Annotated in this window: 9 protein-coding genes and 2 pseudogenes; 3 read left to right on the top strand and 8 right to left on the bottom strand. The window is 70.8% G+C overall.

Features of this window, described 5'->3' with window-relative positions; genetic code table 11:
- The first annotated feature begins 358 nt into the window (after window positions 1-358).
- Window positions 359-826, top strand: a complete 468-nt coding sequence (locus EES42_RS37220) for a hypothetical protein (RefSeq protein ID WP_124722578.1) — start codon at window positions 359-361, stop codon at window positions 824-826.
- 443 nt (window positions 827-1,269) lie between these two features.
- Here EES42_RS37220 and EES42_RS37215 read toward each other — a convergent pair whose 3' ends face one another.
- From EES42_RS37215 to EES42_RS37205, 3 genes are read right to left on the bottom strand one after another with little or no spacing between them, the layout of a single operon-like run.
- Window positions 1,270-2,715, bottom strand: a complete 1,446-nt coding sequence (locus tag EES42_RS37215; protein WP_124722577.1) for an MFS transporter — start codon at window positions 2,713-2,715, stop codon at window positions 1,270-1,272.
- The gene (locus EES42_RS37210; RefSeq protein WP_124722576.1) at window positions 2,705-3,121 is read right to left on the bottom strand and encodes a Rossmann-fold NAD(P)-binding domain-containing protein; all 417 of its coding nucleotides are present in this window, start codon (window positions 3,119-3,121) and stop codon (window positions 2,705-2,707) included. Before EES42_RS37210 ends, EES42_RS37215 begins: the two co-directional genes overlap by 11 nt.
- On the bottom strand, window positions 3,118-3,951 hold the full coding sequence (locus EES42_RS37205; protein WP_124722575.1) for an acyl-CoA thioesterase: 834 nt from the start codon (window positions 3,949-3,951) through the stop codon (window positions 3,118-3,120). The genes EES42_RS37210 and EES42_RS37205 overlap by 4 nt, the downstream gene beginning before the upstream one ends.
- A 323-nt stretch (window positions 3,952-4,274) precedes the next feature.
- Between EES42_RS37205 and EES42_RS37200 the strand changes: the two genes are divergently transcribed.
- Entirely contained in the window at window positions 4,275-4,763 is a 489-nt protein-coding gene (locus EES42_RS37200; protein WP_124722574.1) for a winged helix-turn-helix transcriptional regulator, read from the top strand.
- Between the two features lie 280 nt (window positions 4,764-5,043).
- Here the strand turns inward: EES42_RS37200 and EES42_RS37195 are convergent.
- Window positions 5,044-5,706: pseudogene (locus EES42_RS37195) on the bottom strand (PLP-dependent aminotransferase family protein); the annotation flags it as partial.
- 39 nt (window positions 5,707-5,745) lie between these two features.
- On the opposite strand from EES42_RS37195, the pseudogene EES42_RS37190 reads away from it, so the two are divergent.
- Window positions 5,746-6,147, top strand: a pseudogene (locus tag EES42_RS37190) (GNAT family N-acetyltransferase); the annotation flags it as partial.
- 520 nt (window positions 6,148-6,667) lie between these two features.
- Here the strand turns inward: EES42_RS37190 and EES42_RS37180 are convergent.
- From EES42_RS37180 to EES42_RS37165, 4 genes are all read right to left on the bottom strand, one after another.
- Window positions 6,668-7,072, bottom strand: a complete 405-nt coding sequence (locus EES42_RS37180; protein ID WP_124722573.1) for a hypothetical protein — start codon at window positions 7,070-7,072, stop codon at window positions 6,668-6,670.
- Window positions 7,069-9,345, bottom strand: coding sequence for a leucine-rich repeat domain-containing protein (locus EES42_RS37175; RefSeq protein ID WP_124722572.1), 2,277 nt, complete (start codon window positions 9,343-9,345; stop codon window positions 7,069-7,071). The genes EES42_RS37180 and EES42_RS37175 overlap by 4 nt, the downstream gene beginning before the upstream one ends.
- Before the next feature lie 171 nt (window positions 9,346-9,516).
- The gene (locus EES42_RS37170; protein WP_164495470.1) at window positions 9,517-11,013 is read right to left on the bottom strand and encodes an ankyrin repeat domain-containing protein; all 1,497 of its coding nucleotides are present in this window, start codon (window positions 11,011-11,013) and stop codon (window positions 9,517-9,519) included.
- A 92-nt stretch (window positions 11,014-11,105) separates the two neighbouring features.
- On the bottom strand, window positions 11,106-14,285 hold the full coding sequence (locus tag EES42_RS37165) for a helix-turn-helix transcriptional regulator (RefSeq protein ID WP_241196840.1): 3,180 nt from the start codon (window positions 14,283-14,285) through the stop codon (window positions 11,106-11,108).
- Window positions 14,286-15,032: the final 747 nt, after the last annotated feature.

Below are 15,032 nucleotides of genomic sequence, written 5' to 3'. Positions count from 1 at the left end.
GCCTGCGCCCTGGGCATCAACCGCAACACGATCCGCACGCACCTGCGCACGGCCGAGTCCGTCCTGGGCCTCGATCTCCTCACCGCCGGCACCGGCATCCACGACATCGTCCACATGCTCCACATCGCCAACATCCGGGCCGTCTGAGCACCGTGCACAACCCGCACCCGACATTGAGCACCATGCACGCTGGCCCAAGAAAACCGCACGCCCTAACGTCTTAAGGGTCGCCCGGCCCGTTAATACGGGCCGGGCCTGCCGGACGTTTCAGAGACCGAAGAACCGGGGCGCTCGGATCAGGCCGTCACGGCGGCATCCCACGGTCCCCAAGCCCCGGAGACAGCGAGAGGAGTCATAAATGTTCGTCAAGTCTGTGTTGAGTGTCGCAGCTGTTTCTGCCACGCTGCTCATCCCGGCCACGAGTGCCCCAGCTAGTCCCGCAGCAACCCGTGAAGTGACTCGTCATTGTGACGCGCCCCCTCTGGCGGACCTGAACGCCCGCCTAAAGGGGTACGGCGCATCCTACAAGTCGACTCACGTCCGCCTCTGGCAGTACAGGATCTCCGACAAGACCTACGCGGAAATCACTTCGACCAAACGCCCCGACGTAAAGATCTCCCTGGAGAGGACGCTCGGCAACGCACTCCCGAACAGTAAACCCAACATGGTGTGTGGGCCGACTAAAATCTCCGAAATCGGAATAGGCATCCGCTTCGGGTTTTTCAATAACGCAGACCATTCCGTACGGGTTTGCATTCTTTACCCGCGCGAGAAGAAGCACTGTGGTAAATGGTATGCGGAAGATAGTAATGGCGAACACGTCTGAGCCTCAGGGCGTCGGCAAAGTCGTGGCGGTGACTCTGTCGGGGATCTTGGGGATCCCCGGCGAGGCAGCATGATCAACTGGCAGGCTCGGCTCTGTTCATGGAGAGCATGTGGAAGAAAAAGCCTCGCCGCCCTCGCCGTTCATTCACGCCGGAGTTCAAGGCCGAGATTGTCGGGTTGTGCCGACGGGGTGGCACGACTGCTGGCGACTGCGCGGCCCGTCGTCGGCTTCGTGGTGGCGGTGGCGGGCGCGCTGGCCCTGGCCCGGTTCGGCGAGGCGCCGCAGGACACCCCCGAACCGGTCTGAACCCGCCCCGCCCGCGCCTGAACCGCCCGCCCTCGCGAACCGCGCCGGACGGGCAGGCGGGCAAACGGGCGGGCAGGCGGTTCAGGTTCGTCGGCCCGGGTGGCGTTCAGCTTCCCGCCCTGCCTCGTTCGCCCCGGTCACCCGGCGGTTGCCCTGCGGCGGGACCAGGCCGACAGTCCGAGTGCCAATACGGCGCCGGCGCCGAGGACCGCGACCGCGACCCAGGTGGTGTGGGTGACCGCGTCGGTGAAGGCGATGCGCGGGTCGCGGACGTGGGCGACGCGGTCCTCGAAGCGGGTGGTGACCAGTGTGCCGAGGATACTGGTGCCGAGGACGGCGCCGATCTGACGGGCGGCGTTGACGGTGCCGCCCGCCTCGCCCTCGCGGCCCGGTGGGACGTGGCCGACGGCGAGGGCGGTGGACGGGGCGTTGGCGAGACCGCAGCCGAAGCCGAACAGGACAAACGCAGCGGCGTACCCGGCGAACGCGGTGCCCGGTCCGACCTGCGCGAAGAGGACGGCGCCGACGGCCGCGAACAGCAGGCCCGCCGTGATCAGGACGCGCGGCCCGAGCCGGCGCACCAGTATGCCAGCCAGGACCGAGGCGGCGATGAACGCACCGAATTCCGCAAGAAGTTGAACGCCCACCTGCAGGGCGGTCAGGCCCCGTACCCGCTGCAGCCACAGCACTTGGAGAAGGCTGAGGCCGACGAAGCCGAACAGGACGGTCCCGGCCAGCAGGAGGGAGACGCTGTAGGAGGGATCACGCATCAGCCGCAGGTCGACCATGGGGGCGGTACGGCGCAGTTCTACCAGAGCGAAGGCGGCCAGCAGAAGGACCGCTGCCACAACGGCGGCCAGGGCCCGTGCGGAGCCGTAGCCGTGGTGACCGCCGTCGATCAGCCAGAAGACCAGGAGCGCGAGACCTGCGATCGCGGTGAACTGTCCCGCCCAGTCCAGGCGCTGGGCCGGATTGCGGGACTCGGCGACCCGGCCGAGCGCGACGATCGCTGCGAGGCCCGCCATGACGAGGTTGAGCCAGAAGGCCGCGTGCCAGGTCCACCAGCGCAGTGCGAGGCCCGCGACAAGGGGGCCGACGGCCAGGCCCAGCCCGGAGGTGGCCGCCCATGCGGCGATCGCCCCGGCACGGCGGCGCGGGTCGCGGACGGCGTGGGTGATCAGCGCGAGAGAGCTGGGGGTGATCAGGGCACCGCCCAGACCGGCGATCGCCTGGCCGACGAGGAGGGTGGCCAGGTTGTCGGCGAGGACCAGCACCAGAGCGCCTGCGGCCATCGCCGCGGTCCCGGTCAGGAAGACGCGCTTGCGACCCCACCGGTCGGCCAGGGCGCCCGCGCCGAGTACGCAGGATGCCACGACCAGGGTGTACATGCTCGGCACCCACACCATGTCGGCCGGGGCGAGGCGCAGATCGGCCTGGACGGCGCCGAGCGTGCCGATGGTCTGGGTGGTCTGGAGGAACACCGTGAACAGTCCCAGGCACGCGGCGACGAGGACCGGCCCGGGGCGGTTGCCGCGGGCGTCGTCGCGCTCCTCGGCCGTTGTGTCACGCAGCTCAGTGGTCATGGTTCGCTCCTCCGGACAGCATGGCCCCGGCCTGGCGGGGGACGTCGTCGGCGAGGAGTTCCTCGCGGGCGGCCTCGACGGCGTCGAGGACCTGGTCGACCACGTCGGCAGGGATGATCCCGGCCCGGTCGACGTGGGCGGCCATGTCGGTGTCGATGAACTCCGGGTGCACGGCGACGGTGCGGGTGCCCTGCGCACGCAGCTCCTCGCGCACCGCGTTGGTCATCGGCCGGGCCGCCGACTCAAAGGTGCCGTACGAGCCGGTCTGCGGCAGCGTGTGCCGGGAGAGCACGGGGAGTACGTCGGCCGGGGCCCCGCCACCGTTCCTTCCGGGGACGGGGGCGACGGCGCGGCCCGGTCCGCGGCCTGCTTCGGTGACGAGCGCGATGGCTCCGCCGGTGTTCACGAGGTCTCCCGGGGGGCTGCCGAGGGCGAGGGGGCGTTCTCCGGGGGGGCGTCCTGGACGACGCGGGCCTGCCGGGCGAGGGCCAGCAGTCGGCCGTCGGCCGACCACACCTCGCTGTCGTCGACCGCCCAGCCGCCGCCGGCCTGTTCGGTACGGATCCGGACGAGGGCCCGGTCCGTGAGTACCTCGGAGGCCGGCGTGTCGGCGAAGTGGATGGTCAGCTCGGCGGTCGGCACCGGACGCGGGGTGCGCCAGCACGCGAACAGGGCGGGCGGGAGGACATCGGTGAGGGTGACGACCGCGGCCTCGTCCAGCGGCCGCCCGTCGGTGAATCGCACCCAGGCCACTAGCTCGGCCAGCTCGCCCCCGGCGAGGGGCAGCGCCTCGGTGGCGGGTCGCACTTCCACCTGCTGGGCGAAGGCCACGAATCCGCCGGGCAGGTCGAGGGGCACGCAGTCGGCCGGACCCGGTACCTGGGGGAAGGCCCGCCCGTCATAGCCGGGCCCCGGGTGGCCGGAGCCAAACAGCGCCGACCCCGCGAGCACCGCGGCTCCGTCCTGATGGGCCGTGAAGAGACAGGTGGAGGCCCGACGTCCCCTACGGGGTCCGGTCAGGGACAGGCCGAGCGGACGGGTGTCGACAGGGGCGAGGAAGTGCGCGGTCAGGGCGCGGAGCGGGCGGCCTTGCCCGACGCCCTGTTCCCGCATGGCGGTGAGCGCCGCCGCTGCGACATGCCCCCCGTGCGCGCCCGCCCAGGACCTCCACAGGGGGTCGATCCGGGCCACCGCCTCATCGGTGACAGACGTGCTGCCGGGTGGTGAAGTCCTCATTCCGGTCTCCTCGTTCGGTCGGGCCCGAGGAATGCCCGAGCCAGATAGTTGGAAAACAGGACTCACTATAAGGGAGTTAGTTTGAAAAACAAATGCACTCTGATCCGGACCGCCCCCAGGCTCCGCCTCATGGGTCTTTTTTTCCAACCCACTGGTCTAGGATGAGAGGTCAACCGGCCCGGGAGGCAGACGATGGACGACGTACTGCGGGGCGGCAGGTGAGCCCGGAACCTCCCGGCGGCCGACGAGCTCCGCACCCGGAGCGACGCCCGCATGCGCCGTGCCGCCCCGGCACGGCGCCCACTCCCCGGAGGTCCACACCCATGACCGTCGCCCGCCCGCGCCCCTGTTCCATCGCGAACTCGCTCGCCGTCATCGGCGAGCGCTGGAGCCTGCTCGCGCTGCGGGAGGTGTTCTTCGGGGTGCGCCGCTTCGACCGGATCGCCGCGAACACCGGCGCCAGCCGGGACATCCTCACCACCCGGCTGAAGAAGCTCGTGGAGAACGGCGTCCTGGCCAAGGAGCTCTACCAGGCCCACCCGCCGCGCTACGAGTACACGCTGACCGAGGCCGGACTCGCGCTGCACCCGGTCCTGCTCGCCCTCAAGGAGTGGGGCGACCACTACGTGACCGAGGGAGAGGCCCCGACGGTGTTCCGGCACGACTGCGGCGCGGTCCTCCATCCGCGCACCGTCTGCGACGCCTGCAGCCGGCCCGTCCCTCCCGACAGCGCCCGCGCGGTCCGCATCGGTGGCGTCCCCCAGCGCTCCGCGGCAGACTCCCCCGGCGCACCGTCGCCGACGGACACGTGATCATCCGGAACCCTCGCCGGACGCCCGTACCGGGCGCCGGCGCCCCCTGCCGGCCGCCGCTTCCGGTATCACCGTCGGATCCTTGAGCCGGCTCTTCCGGTCCGGTCTGCGGATCGGAGGGCTGCGGGCGCCGCACATGACGGCCCGCTCTTTTGGCCGCACCATCACTCGTTCCCGTCCAGCCACCGCGGCCACCGGGAGGCCGCAGACGCGGGACGGAGCGGCCGGACGCCCCCTCTCGGAGAAGTGATCCGTACCCGGGGTTCCGCGGTACCCGGCCTCAGGAGAGCGCCCGGCAGAGAGCCTCCAGCGCTCCCGCCCACGCGCTGTCGGTCGGTGTCCCGTAGCCGACGACCAGTGCGTCGCGCCCCGGCGGCGCCTGCGGGTGCCGGAAGCGCGAGATCCCGTCCAGCGCGAGCCCCTGCCAGGCCTCCGCCCGGAGCGCGGCCTCCTCGCCGCCCTCCGGGAGTTCGAGCACGGCATGCAGGCCGGCGGCGATACCGCTGACCCGGACACCGGGGGCCCGTTCCGCGAGTACCGCGACGAGTTGGTCGCGTCGGCGGCGGTAGCGCAGCCGCATCGCCCGCACATGGCGGTCGTACGCGCCCGACGCGATGAAGTCCGTGAGCGTCAGGTGCTCCAGCGCGCTCGACGACCAGTCGCTCAGCCCTTTCGCCTCGATCACCTCCTCCACCAGGCTCTCCGGCAGCACCATCCACCCCAGCCGCAGCCCGGCGCCAGGGATTTGCTCGTCGTCCCCAGGTGGACGACGCCTTCTGGGTCGAGCCCCTGAGCGCGCCGACCGGCTGCCGGTCGTAGCGGAACTCCCCTCGTAGTCGTCCTCCAGAATCAGCCCGCCAGTGCCGCGCGCCCAGTCGACCGCCGCCCGCCGGTCGGGGTGGAACGGCACGCCCGTCGGGAACTGGTGCGCGGGGGTCAGCAGGGACAGCGCCGTCCGGAGGGCTGATCACTTTGGCACGGCGCGATACGTATCCCACTCGCCCGGCGATGGCGGGGCCTCCTCCCGGATGTCGACGACGAGGTCATACGCCACCTCGTCGACCGCCGCGAGGCTCGCCGCCGCGGGGCCGATGTCGTTCACTTCCTCGGTGCCCGCACGGAGGGGGGCGAGGTCGCCTCATGGGCCGACCTCTATCTGGACCCGGCAACTGGCACCGCCCAGATCGAGGACCTGGTCACCTCGGAGGCCCACCTCAGGCGCGGCTACGCCGATGCCGTCCTGACCACCGCCTTGCGCCTGGCCGCCGACAAGGACTGCGATACCCGGTTCCTGACCGCGGATGCGACGGACTGGCCACGGCACTGGTACGAGCGCCGCGGCTTCTCCGTCATCGGCCGCTCTCACTGCTTTGAACGGGACTGATTGCGAGACACCGGATGACAAACCGAACGAGGGCCTGGCCGCCGCCCGCGCCCGCGGCCGGACCGGCGGGCGCCCCTCGGTCATCACGCCCGAGCTCTTGCGCGCGGCTCGCGACATGCTGCCCAACCCGGAGAACAGCATCGAGTCCATCGCGAAACTCCTCGGCGTCTCCGACGATACCCTCTACAACCACATCCCCGACTGCGCGAACTGCGTGCCTCCCGCGTTCCGCGCCAGCTCGAAGGCAGTACCTCGTAGGTCACGGCAGAGCCGTTGTGGCTTTTGGCCTCACCTTGGCTGGACCCCATCTTGGCGGTGGCGTAGCTGCGGATGCGCGGGACGCTCTCGCGGACGAATTGCATCTCCGCGGCCAGGAGGATCGCCCCGGCCTCACCGAGGTAAGTCAGACCGGAGTGCCTGTGGATGACGTGCGACCTGGGCGGTGCAGTTTCGGTGAGACGAACTGAGTGGAGAGCGTGTCGGTGAAGGTGCTTCATTCCGTGCGGCGTTCCGCTGTGTGTCATGGAACCTGCGCTGTGTTGCGCTTCCTCGTGTGCCGGGGATACCGCTCAACGCGTAGCGGCGTCGGCGAGGATTGCCTGAAGCCGTGCTCGGCATTCGGCGACGAAGGCGGGGAGACGAGGACGCGGGCCGGGTGAGGTGTGGTCTCCTCGGCGAGCATGTGCAACAGGAACGGCACGGCGTGGAGCGTGGCCTCGTAGACGCTTCCCTGGTGGTAGAGGGCGGACCACATACGGTCCCACGCCTGGGTCCGGTGTTCCCCGTCGCCGCAGACCAGAGCGCGCAGCTGCTCCGGGACGTCGGTCGCCGGGCCGTAGGCGTGGCGGAGTTCGGCCCAGGGCGCCTGGTCGAGTTCGTCGAGTGGGCGGGTGCCGGGCGACGGTACGGCGCGGTCGGGTCTCACCGGGCGCTCCCCGGGGCCTCGGGTGCGGCGGTGCGCTGGGTCTGCCGCCACGACTGGAATTCGGGTAGGGCGGCGATGTCGGTGAGGTCGCCGAAGGAGGGGTCGCGGGTGAGGATCTGGTCGGCGACCCGGTAGGCGTCGTCGGTGCGGCCGAGGGCGAGCAGGACGCGGACCTGGGTGTCGCGGACGAAGTCGTACTCCGGGGCGTCGGCGACGGTCAGTGCCTGCTCGACGGCGGCGAGCGCGCGCTCGGGTTCGCCGCTGTGCAGCAGATGCCAGGCGAGGGCGTTGCCGGTGCGGCGTTTGACCTCTTCCTGGAAGGCGCCCTCGTCGGTGAAGTGCCAGATCGTGCCGGGTATCAGGGAGAGTGTCTGCTCGGCGTAACGGATGAGCTTCGTGGCCGGTTCGGGGCGGTCGGCGTCCGGGGCGTTGTCGGCGAGTTGGCCGAGGGCGTTGACCAGGCCGTAGTGGGCGTAGAGCCGGTCGTAGTCGGAGTAGCACGCGCCCGGAACGCAGAGCGCGACGGCTTCCTCGAAGGCGGTGACGGCCGCCGCGTGGTCCTGTGCGGCCTGCTTCTCGGCGCCGGTCCTGACCAGGGCGTGCACGGACTGCCAGTTCGGGTCGTGGACGACCTCCTTGGTGCCGGTGTCTCGCAGGTCGAGCCGGGTCCGCGGAAACATCGCGCGCAGCCGCTCCAGCGTGGGCCGGTCGAGCTTGGTGTACCGCAGGCCCGCGAACTCGAGCCGGCGCAGTCCGAAGAACGACTCTGGGAGGGTGGTGAGTTCGTTGAACGACAGGTCGATGTGCCGCAGGTTCGACAGGTGGGTGAACGCGTCGTCGGGCAGCGCGCGGAAGGCGGTGCGCGCCTTCCGGCCGTCGAACGTTTTCTTGCCCCAGCGGTCGATCTCCAGGTGTTCGAGGGTGGTGATGTCCCAGATTCCGGAGAGCAGGTCGCGGCTGGGCGGGGGCTGGTTGGAGCCCGGGGCTCTGCCGTTCAGGCGCAGGACGCGCAGCCGGGGCAGCCGGGCCAGGTCGGGCAGCCGCGTCAGTCGGGCGGACAGGGAGTTGCTCAGGTTGAGTTCCTCCAGTTCGGTCAGGTTCAGCAGCTCGTCGGGGACGGAGGCCAGCCAGACGTACGACAGGTCGAGTGTCCTCAGTCCGGTCAGGCGGGTGACGATCGGGGGGAAGTCGACCAGGGTGTCGCAGTGGTAGCGGCTCTGGTGCTGGCGGGACAGGTCCAGTTCGCGCAGCGTGTGCAGCCGGGCGAGCGTGTCGGGGAGCGGGCAGGTCAGCCATGCGGCGCGCAGCACCTCCAGGCGGTCCAGGTCGCCGAGGGAGTCCGGCAGGGCTGTGAAGGCGTTGTCGGAGATGTCCAGCAGCCGCAGGTTCCGCAGCCGGCCGATGGACTCGGGCAGCCCGGTCAGCTGTGTCCCGGCCAGGTGGAGTTCTTCGAGGGCGGCCAGCTCGCCGATGCGCGGGTCGATTGTCTTGAGCTCGGCGTTGCCCTCCAGGGAGAGGACCCGCAGGTTGGGGAAGGAGAGGAGCTGCTCGGGGAAGTGCCTCAGCTTGCGTCCGGACAGGTCGAGTCCTGTCACCTCCTCCGCACGCACCAGCAGCGCGTCCAGCTCCTCCAGGGCGGCCAGATGGCTCGGCCGGACCCCGGCGCGCAGCACCTGCCGCCCCTCGCGCAAGGCCTCCGCGATCTTCCCCTCGTCGGCCGTGCCGTCATCGTCGAGGAGTTCGGGCAGCAGGACGGTGTCCAGTTCCTCGTCGGTGAAGTCCACCGGGCAGTTGGACGGCCCGTTCTCGGCGACGAGCAGTGCCTGCGGCTGCTCGGCGAAGGTCATGCCGAAGTACGACACGCTGATGACGATCCGGGCGCGGGTCCGCCCGCACACCACGAGCCAACCGCCGTCCCCGTATGAGCCGCAGATGCCGCCGGTCACTTCCAGGTCCCCGCGCACCACCACGTTGGGGCAGCCGGACAGGAACACGTTGCGGGCCCGCAGACTGCCCGTCACCATGAGGAAGTTGCCGTCGCAGTCGTCCCACCAGTCCAGGTCACCGTCGACGGTCAGATCACCGTCCACGACGGTGTTGTACGGCACCCAGTCGCTGTCGCCCTCCGGCTCCAGATGGCCCGCGACATGCAGACCGCCCTCGTACAAGCGGATCTCCTGCTCGTCGGCGAACTCGGCGTACGGGTAGCCGACATCGGCGGAGACCCGGAACCGCTCCTCCGCCTCCTGGGCGCTGATGAGGCGGTACCCCACGGGTGAGTGCACCGTTGTGAGGGCGGGGGATACTGACGGGCCGCTCTGGGATTCGTCATTGGTCATCTGTGGTTGCTCCGTGGGGTGAAGTGCCCGGTAAGGCGGATTCGGTGGGGGAAGTGCGAGGCGCGGTCGGCTGGGGCGGGCCGCCAGGCCGACGGGTACATGCGCTCAGTGGGCCTCGGCTTGCGAGTCCGCGCGGAAGACCGGCAGACCCTCGCGGAGCCGGGCGAACAGCAGACCCCGGTCCAACATTTCCCTGCCCCCGTCCTCGTCGACGGCGAAGACCTCGTCCACCAGCAGCTCGCGCAACTGCTCCTGGACGCCGTCGCCGTGCCCCTGCTGGAAGTCGTCCAGGTCGAAGTGGAGGTCGGCTTCCACGGTCGCGATCGTGGCGTGCTCGTCCTCGATGACCAGGCGGGCGCGGATGGTGCCCGCCTGGAGCGTGTTGTCGTTGTAGTAGCCATAGACGACGTCGGCCTCGATGTCTCCGCCGACGGACATCTCGCCGTCGGTGAACACCCCTCGGGCCGTCACCCCGCCGCGGATGGCCACCACCGAATCCGGGCCGCCGTCCGCCAGCACGTCTTCGACCGCCAGGGAGCCGGTGACCACGAAGGAGGCCACCACATCCAGGCCGCCCTTCACCACCAGGTCGCCGTGATGAAAGAACGGCGTGTCCACCGACTGGTCGCCGACCAGGGTGCGCGTCGCACCCGTCCCGCCGAGCATCCTGGCGCACAACTCGGGAAGATGCGGCAGATGGTCGGGATCGCAGCCGTAGCCCAGTCCGGCCACGAAGTCCTGGTAGCTGTCGAAGTCCGGCTCCACCCGCCTGGTGAGCCAGCCGCTGTCGTCCGGGATCCCGGCGGCCTCACACACCTCGGCCAGCTCGGCCTGCATCACCCCGGCCGCTTGCCGCAGCGCCTCCATGTCGATGGGCAGCGGCCCGCCCTCCACCACGGGATACCGCACATGCGCCGGGGCCCCCGCAGCCTCCAACAGAGCCACGATCTCCGACCGTGCCTGCCGCTGCTTCTCGCTGTAATCCGGCAGGCGCAGGGCGATCCCGAGCGGGGTCCTGCCGAGGCCGTTGACCGCGGCGGCGTCGGCGCCGCGCTCCAGCAGCAGCTTCACCAGCCCCGGTCGCGCCGAGCCGACGGTCGCGTGCAGCGGAGTGTCTCCGCGATCGTCGACCGCGTCCGTCGGTGCGCCGTGGTCGAGCAGGAAGGCGTAGACCGGTACGGCTGCGCAGCTCTCGTGGGCGAGGGACCCGCCAGTGGCGGAGCGGATCTTGCCGTCCAGCCGGGCGCCGTGCTCGACGAGCAGGGCCAGCACCTCCACGGAACGCTTCGCCCAGGCCGCCGGTTCGGAGTCGTTCAAGGCCACGGCCCACGCGGCGGGGGTGACACCGTGGTTGTCAACGGCGTGCACATCCGCGCCGCACTCCAGCAGCGCCCGTATCACCTCAAGGGAAGGCAGCGGGTCGTCGGCGCTGTACGGGGCCTTCACCGCCCGGTGCAGCGGGGTGGCGCCCTGCTCGTCGTGCGCCGAGACATCCGCCCCGTCAGCGATCAGTGAACGAACCAGTGCGGCACCCTCGGCGGGGTCACCGCCACGGTCAGGCGCGACAGCAGCAAAAAGGGATTTGCTCATGACTTCGCTCATGGTGAGGACTCCTGGACGGTGCACTGACAACGGACCCCGGCAGGCCGGACGCCGGACCTGACAGAACGTAGAACATGTGACCAGGCCGTTGGTCATGAGCAGGAAGGTTCCGGTGGTTTCCGTGGCTGATTGCGTAGTTCTACTGACACCGGCGCCGGTCGAGACGCACACGGGAGAGACGGCGCCATGCTCGGATGGGCCCGGCACCGCAGGCCCGCCACATCACGAAGGAGAGGGTCGCCTCGTCCAGACAGCCCGGCTGCCATTCGACGAGCTGCTCGCCCCAGGCGACACCGGCGGTGGTTATTCGACCCGCACTCCACGGCACGGAGGCCCTCCGGGACGCTCGGCCGAGGAGCGTTCCGGTCCGCGTCCGGCCGACGGCACTTGGTCACGAGGGTGGTGGCGTGCCCGGTGCCGTAGCCGTGTGGCGGGCCACCAGGGTGGCGAGGGCCGCGCGGGACGGGACGCCCGTCTTGCGGTAGACGCGGGCGATGTGGCTCTCGACGGTGCGGACTGAGGCAGAGCCGGGAGGCCACGGCCTGGTTGGTGAGACCCTCTGCGACCAGTTCCGCTATCTCCCGTTCCCGCGAGGTCAGCTGGGCCAGCCCAGCGGCCGGTCCGGACGGCTCCGCCGCCCCGTCCGTGTCACCCAGCACCTCCGGGCGCTGCTGGTCGGCCAGGGCGACCAGCAGCGTGGCCCCGCCCTCGGCGGCCTGCTGGCGGGCGCGGCGCCACATGGCGGCCGCGCTGGCGCCGTCACCGGCGGCTCTGGTGAACGCGGCGCCGAGCAGCAGGCTCTGGGCCTCCCGGAGGGTCGCCCCGGACAGCGCGCTCTCCCGGGCGGCTTCGGTGAACGCCCGTGCTGCCGCGGCCGGGTCCCCGCGGTGCGCCTCGATCCGGCCGAGGGCTCGCAGCGCCGCTGCCCGGCGGGTCGGCAGGTCGATCTGTTCGGCCTCCTTGAGGGCGCGTTCGGCCGCGTGTTCGGCTTCTTCCGTCTCACCGACGGCCAGGGCTGCGGCGACGAGCAGTTCCAGGAACTCCGGGAGGAGTGAGGGCTGAATCCGGGACAGGTCCCTGCTCCCGCCCGTCTCCAGCAGGAGGTCCCGTGTCCGGTGCGGGTCACCGGCGCCCATCGCGGCGAAGGCGAGCAGGGACCGTGCCAGCGTGGACCACCAGCTCTGGCCCGCGCCTTCCACAGCTGCCGCCGCCTCCTCGGCGGCGGCCAGGACGTCCGGATCGCCCGGCGGGCGGGCCTGCATGAGGAACAGGGACCGGATCGCGAGGGTGAAGCCGAGCAGTTTGCCGCTGCCCAGGGCACGGGCGATGGTCGCGGCCTCGTCGGCCAGCTCCAGCGCCGTGGTGACCCGGCAGGTCAGGAAGTGGGTGTACGCCTTGCACAGCAGGAGCTGCGACAGCATGTAGGGCCGGCCGGTCCGTCGGGCGATGTCCACGCCCCGGTCGGTGTGCCGTTCCGCGTCCGTGTACCGGTCGAGCATCACCTCGGCCCAGCCCAGTCTGACCAGGGGCTCGCACAGCCCGGCGAGGTCGCCGTCGGTGAGCGCGTCCGCCAGCCCCGCCGCGGTCCGGGCGAGCCGACGGGCCTCGGCCGTGTCACCCTCGTACGCCTCGCTCATGGCGGCCAGCGTCAGGGCGCCCATCTCGCCGAGTCCGTCACCCAGATCGCGGGCGCCGCGCAACGCCTGGGCCAGTTCTTCCCGTACGTCGGGGAAGCGGGCGACGAACTGCGCGCGGCAGCACCATTCGATGACGAGACCGATCCGCTGGGACGGTGACGGCCCGGGCCTCCGGTCCAGTTCGCGGCGCAGCAGCGCGTCGGCCTCGGCGTAGCGCCCGAGCTGACGCTCGATGACGGCGCACTGCACGACGGCGGAGGTACGGAGCGTGTCCTCGCCGTCCTTGTTGTCGGCGGGCATGTCGATCACTCGGTGGAATAGGTCTCTGCTGTTCCACAGCGCCCCGGTCGTGCCGAGCGCCCCGGCGCGCATCAGTATCAGCTCACGGCGTTTGTCGAGGAGTCCGGGGGTGTTGGGCAGGATCGCGAGGACGACACCGAGCCAGTGGGCCGAGGCGGCCGGGGCCGTCACGGCGGTCTGTTCGGCGGCGCTGGTCAGGATCGCGGCGGCCTCCGGGTCCCAGCCGGTCAGTGAACGCTCGATGTGGTGCGCCCGCTCGGCGAGGGGTGCGCCGGCCTCGGCCAGTCCGGCCGCCGCCCTGCGGTGGAGCTCCTGCCGCCGCCAGGGGTCGGTGCTGTCGTGGACCAGCGCCCGGATCAGCGGGTGGTGCAGTGCCAGACGGCGTCCGGCCTGGTCCGTACGGATTAGATCGCGGCGCATGACCCCGCGCAGGGCCTCGACGACGTCGGGGACGGGTGAGCCGGTGAGAGCGGCGATGAGGTCGGCCGTGGCGTGGTCGCCGAATACGGCGGCGGCTTCTACGGTGCCGCGCTCAATTGGGTCCAGAGGGGCGAGCTCGTCGAGCAGCAGTGCTTCCAGGCCTGCGGGCGGACCACCGTCCCGGACCGGGGGCCCGGGCAGCCGGGCGGTGCGATGTGCCATCAGGAGTGCCAGGAAGTACACCGGGTTGCCCTCGCTCGCGGCGTACATCTCGGCCGCCCGCTGCTGCGGCAGGTCGCGGGCCAGTTCCTCGACGCAGTCCCGTTCGTCGAGCGGGCCGAGAGAGATCCGCAGCACCGCGCCGGTATCGGCCCCGCGCGCCAGCGCCGTGGTGAGCGCCGCCGGGGCCTGGCGGTCGCGGCGCGACACGACGAGCAGGAAGAGGGCCTTCACAGGGTGCCGCACGAGGTGGTCGACGAGTTCCAGGGACGCCGGGTCCGCCCAGTGCAGGTCGTCGAGGACCACGACGAGCCGCGCGCCCCGGATGCAGCGCAGTGCGTCCGAGGTGGCCCGGTAGAGGCCGAAACGGTCCCTGTTCCACGGCTCGCCCGAGGGCTCGGTCCTTCCCCGCAGCACCGGAAGGAGCTCCCGCAGCGACGGGAACACCCCGAGCACGCGCTGGTCGAGGTCGGCGAACGCGTCGGCGAACGGCTGGAACGGGCTGTGCCGTTCGAACTCTGTAGCCCGGCCGCGCAACACGGCCGCCCCGCGGCGGCGGGCGAGGGTACTGAACTCCGCCAGCAACCGGCTCTTGCCGATACCGGCCTCACCAGTGACATCGACGAGGGCCGGACCACCGGCTCCCATGTGCTGCAGGGCCGCATCGAGCCGGCGGAGCTCGGCTGACCTGCTCACGAACGGCACGCTGTTCATGCGCCTGCCCGGCCCCCTGTACAACTCAACCACCACGATCTCCCTCGGAACGAACGCCGCCACGGCACGCCAGGGCCCCGGTGGCTACGACACGGGGCTGGGCGACTGTCGCTGTCAGACAGCGTTCTACAGCACGAGTACGACAACGCTGCCCCTGTGTGGCGGGCCCGGCCCGCGCCGGTCAGGGGCGCATGGTGACCGACGTACGGGCAGCGATACGCCGGACTGCCCGCAGCGGACCATCATGTATATCGGCTGGGAGTCAGGCTCCCGGCGTACCAAGGAACAGAACGCGGGAGCCAAAGATGTCTTCCCGGCTGCGTATGAACGCCTGAATCACCCAACTCGCTCCGGCTCAACTGCTCAAGCTCTGGCGAGGACGGCAGGAGCTCATCCGTCCCGACTCCGCCGGTGGCACCCACGCCTTCCTTGACTGGCTGTCGAGACGGGCCGGTGGCGGTCGTATTCCTCGGAATGACTATCACCGTTGCCATATCCACCAGGCTGCACTGAAGATCCCGAGGAAGGCGTGGACGTCGGCCTAAGCCCTCGGCGGAACCGAACGAACCCGGCACCCGGGTCGACAGAGGTCACCGACATTCCCGACCGCTCCTCCTGGCCCACGGGGATGCGCTTGAGCGTTTGCAGAGAGTGCCCTACGTCGGCGCCGAGTTGCGCTTCACCAATGTCGAGGGCAACCGTCCGAACTGTTTCGCGGCCAACACAAAA

It is taken from the genome of Streptomyces sp. ADI95-17, from assembly GCF_003846175.1.
Taxonomy (GTDB): domain Bacteria; phylum Actinomycetota; class Actinomycetes; order Streptomycetales; family Streptomycetaceae; genus Streptomyces; species Streptomyces sanglieri.
This window is presented reverse-complemented; position numbering and strand designations above follow the sequence as displayed.

Coding starts and splice junctions, on each gene's coding strand:
- EES42_RS37220 (WP_124722578.1), top strand. CDS start 359: ATGTTCGTCAAGTCTGTGTTGAGTGTCGCAGCTGTTTCTGCCACGCTG.
- EES42_RS37215 (WP_124722577.1), bottom strand. CDS start 2,715: ATGACCACTGAGCTGCGTGACACAACGGCCGAGGAGCGCGACGACGCC.
- EES42_RS37205 (WP_124722575.1), bottom strand. CDS start 3,951: ATGAGGACTTCACCACCCGGCAGCACGTCTGTCACCGATGAGGCGGTG.
- EES42_RS37200 (WP_124722574.1), top strand. CDS start 4,275: ATGACCGTCGCCCGCCCGCGCCCCTGTTCCATCGCGAACTCGCTCGCC.
- EES42_RS37170 (WP_164495470.1), bottom strand. CDS start 11,013: ATGAGCGAAGTCATGAGCAAATCCCTTTTTGCTGCTGTCGCGCCTGAC.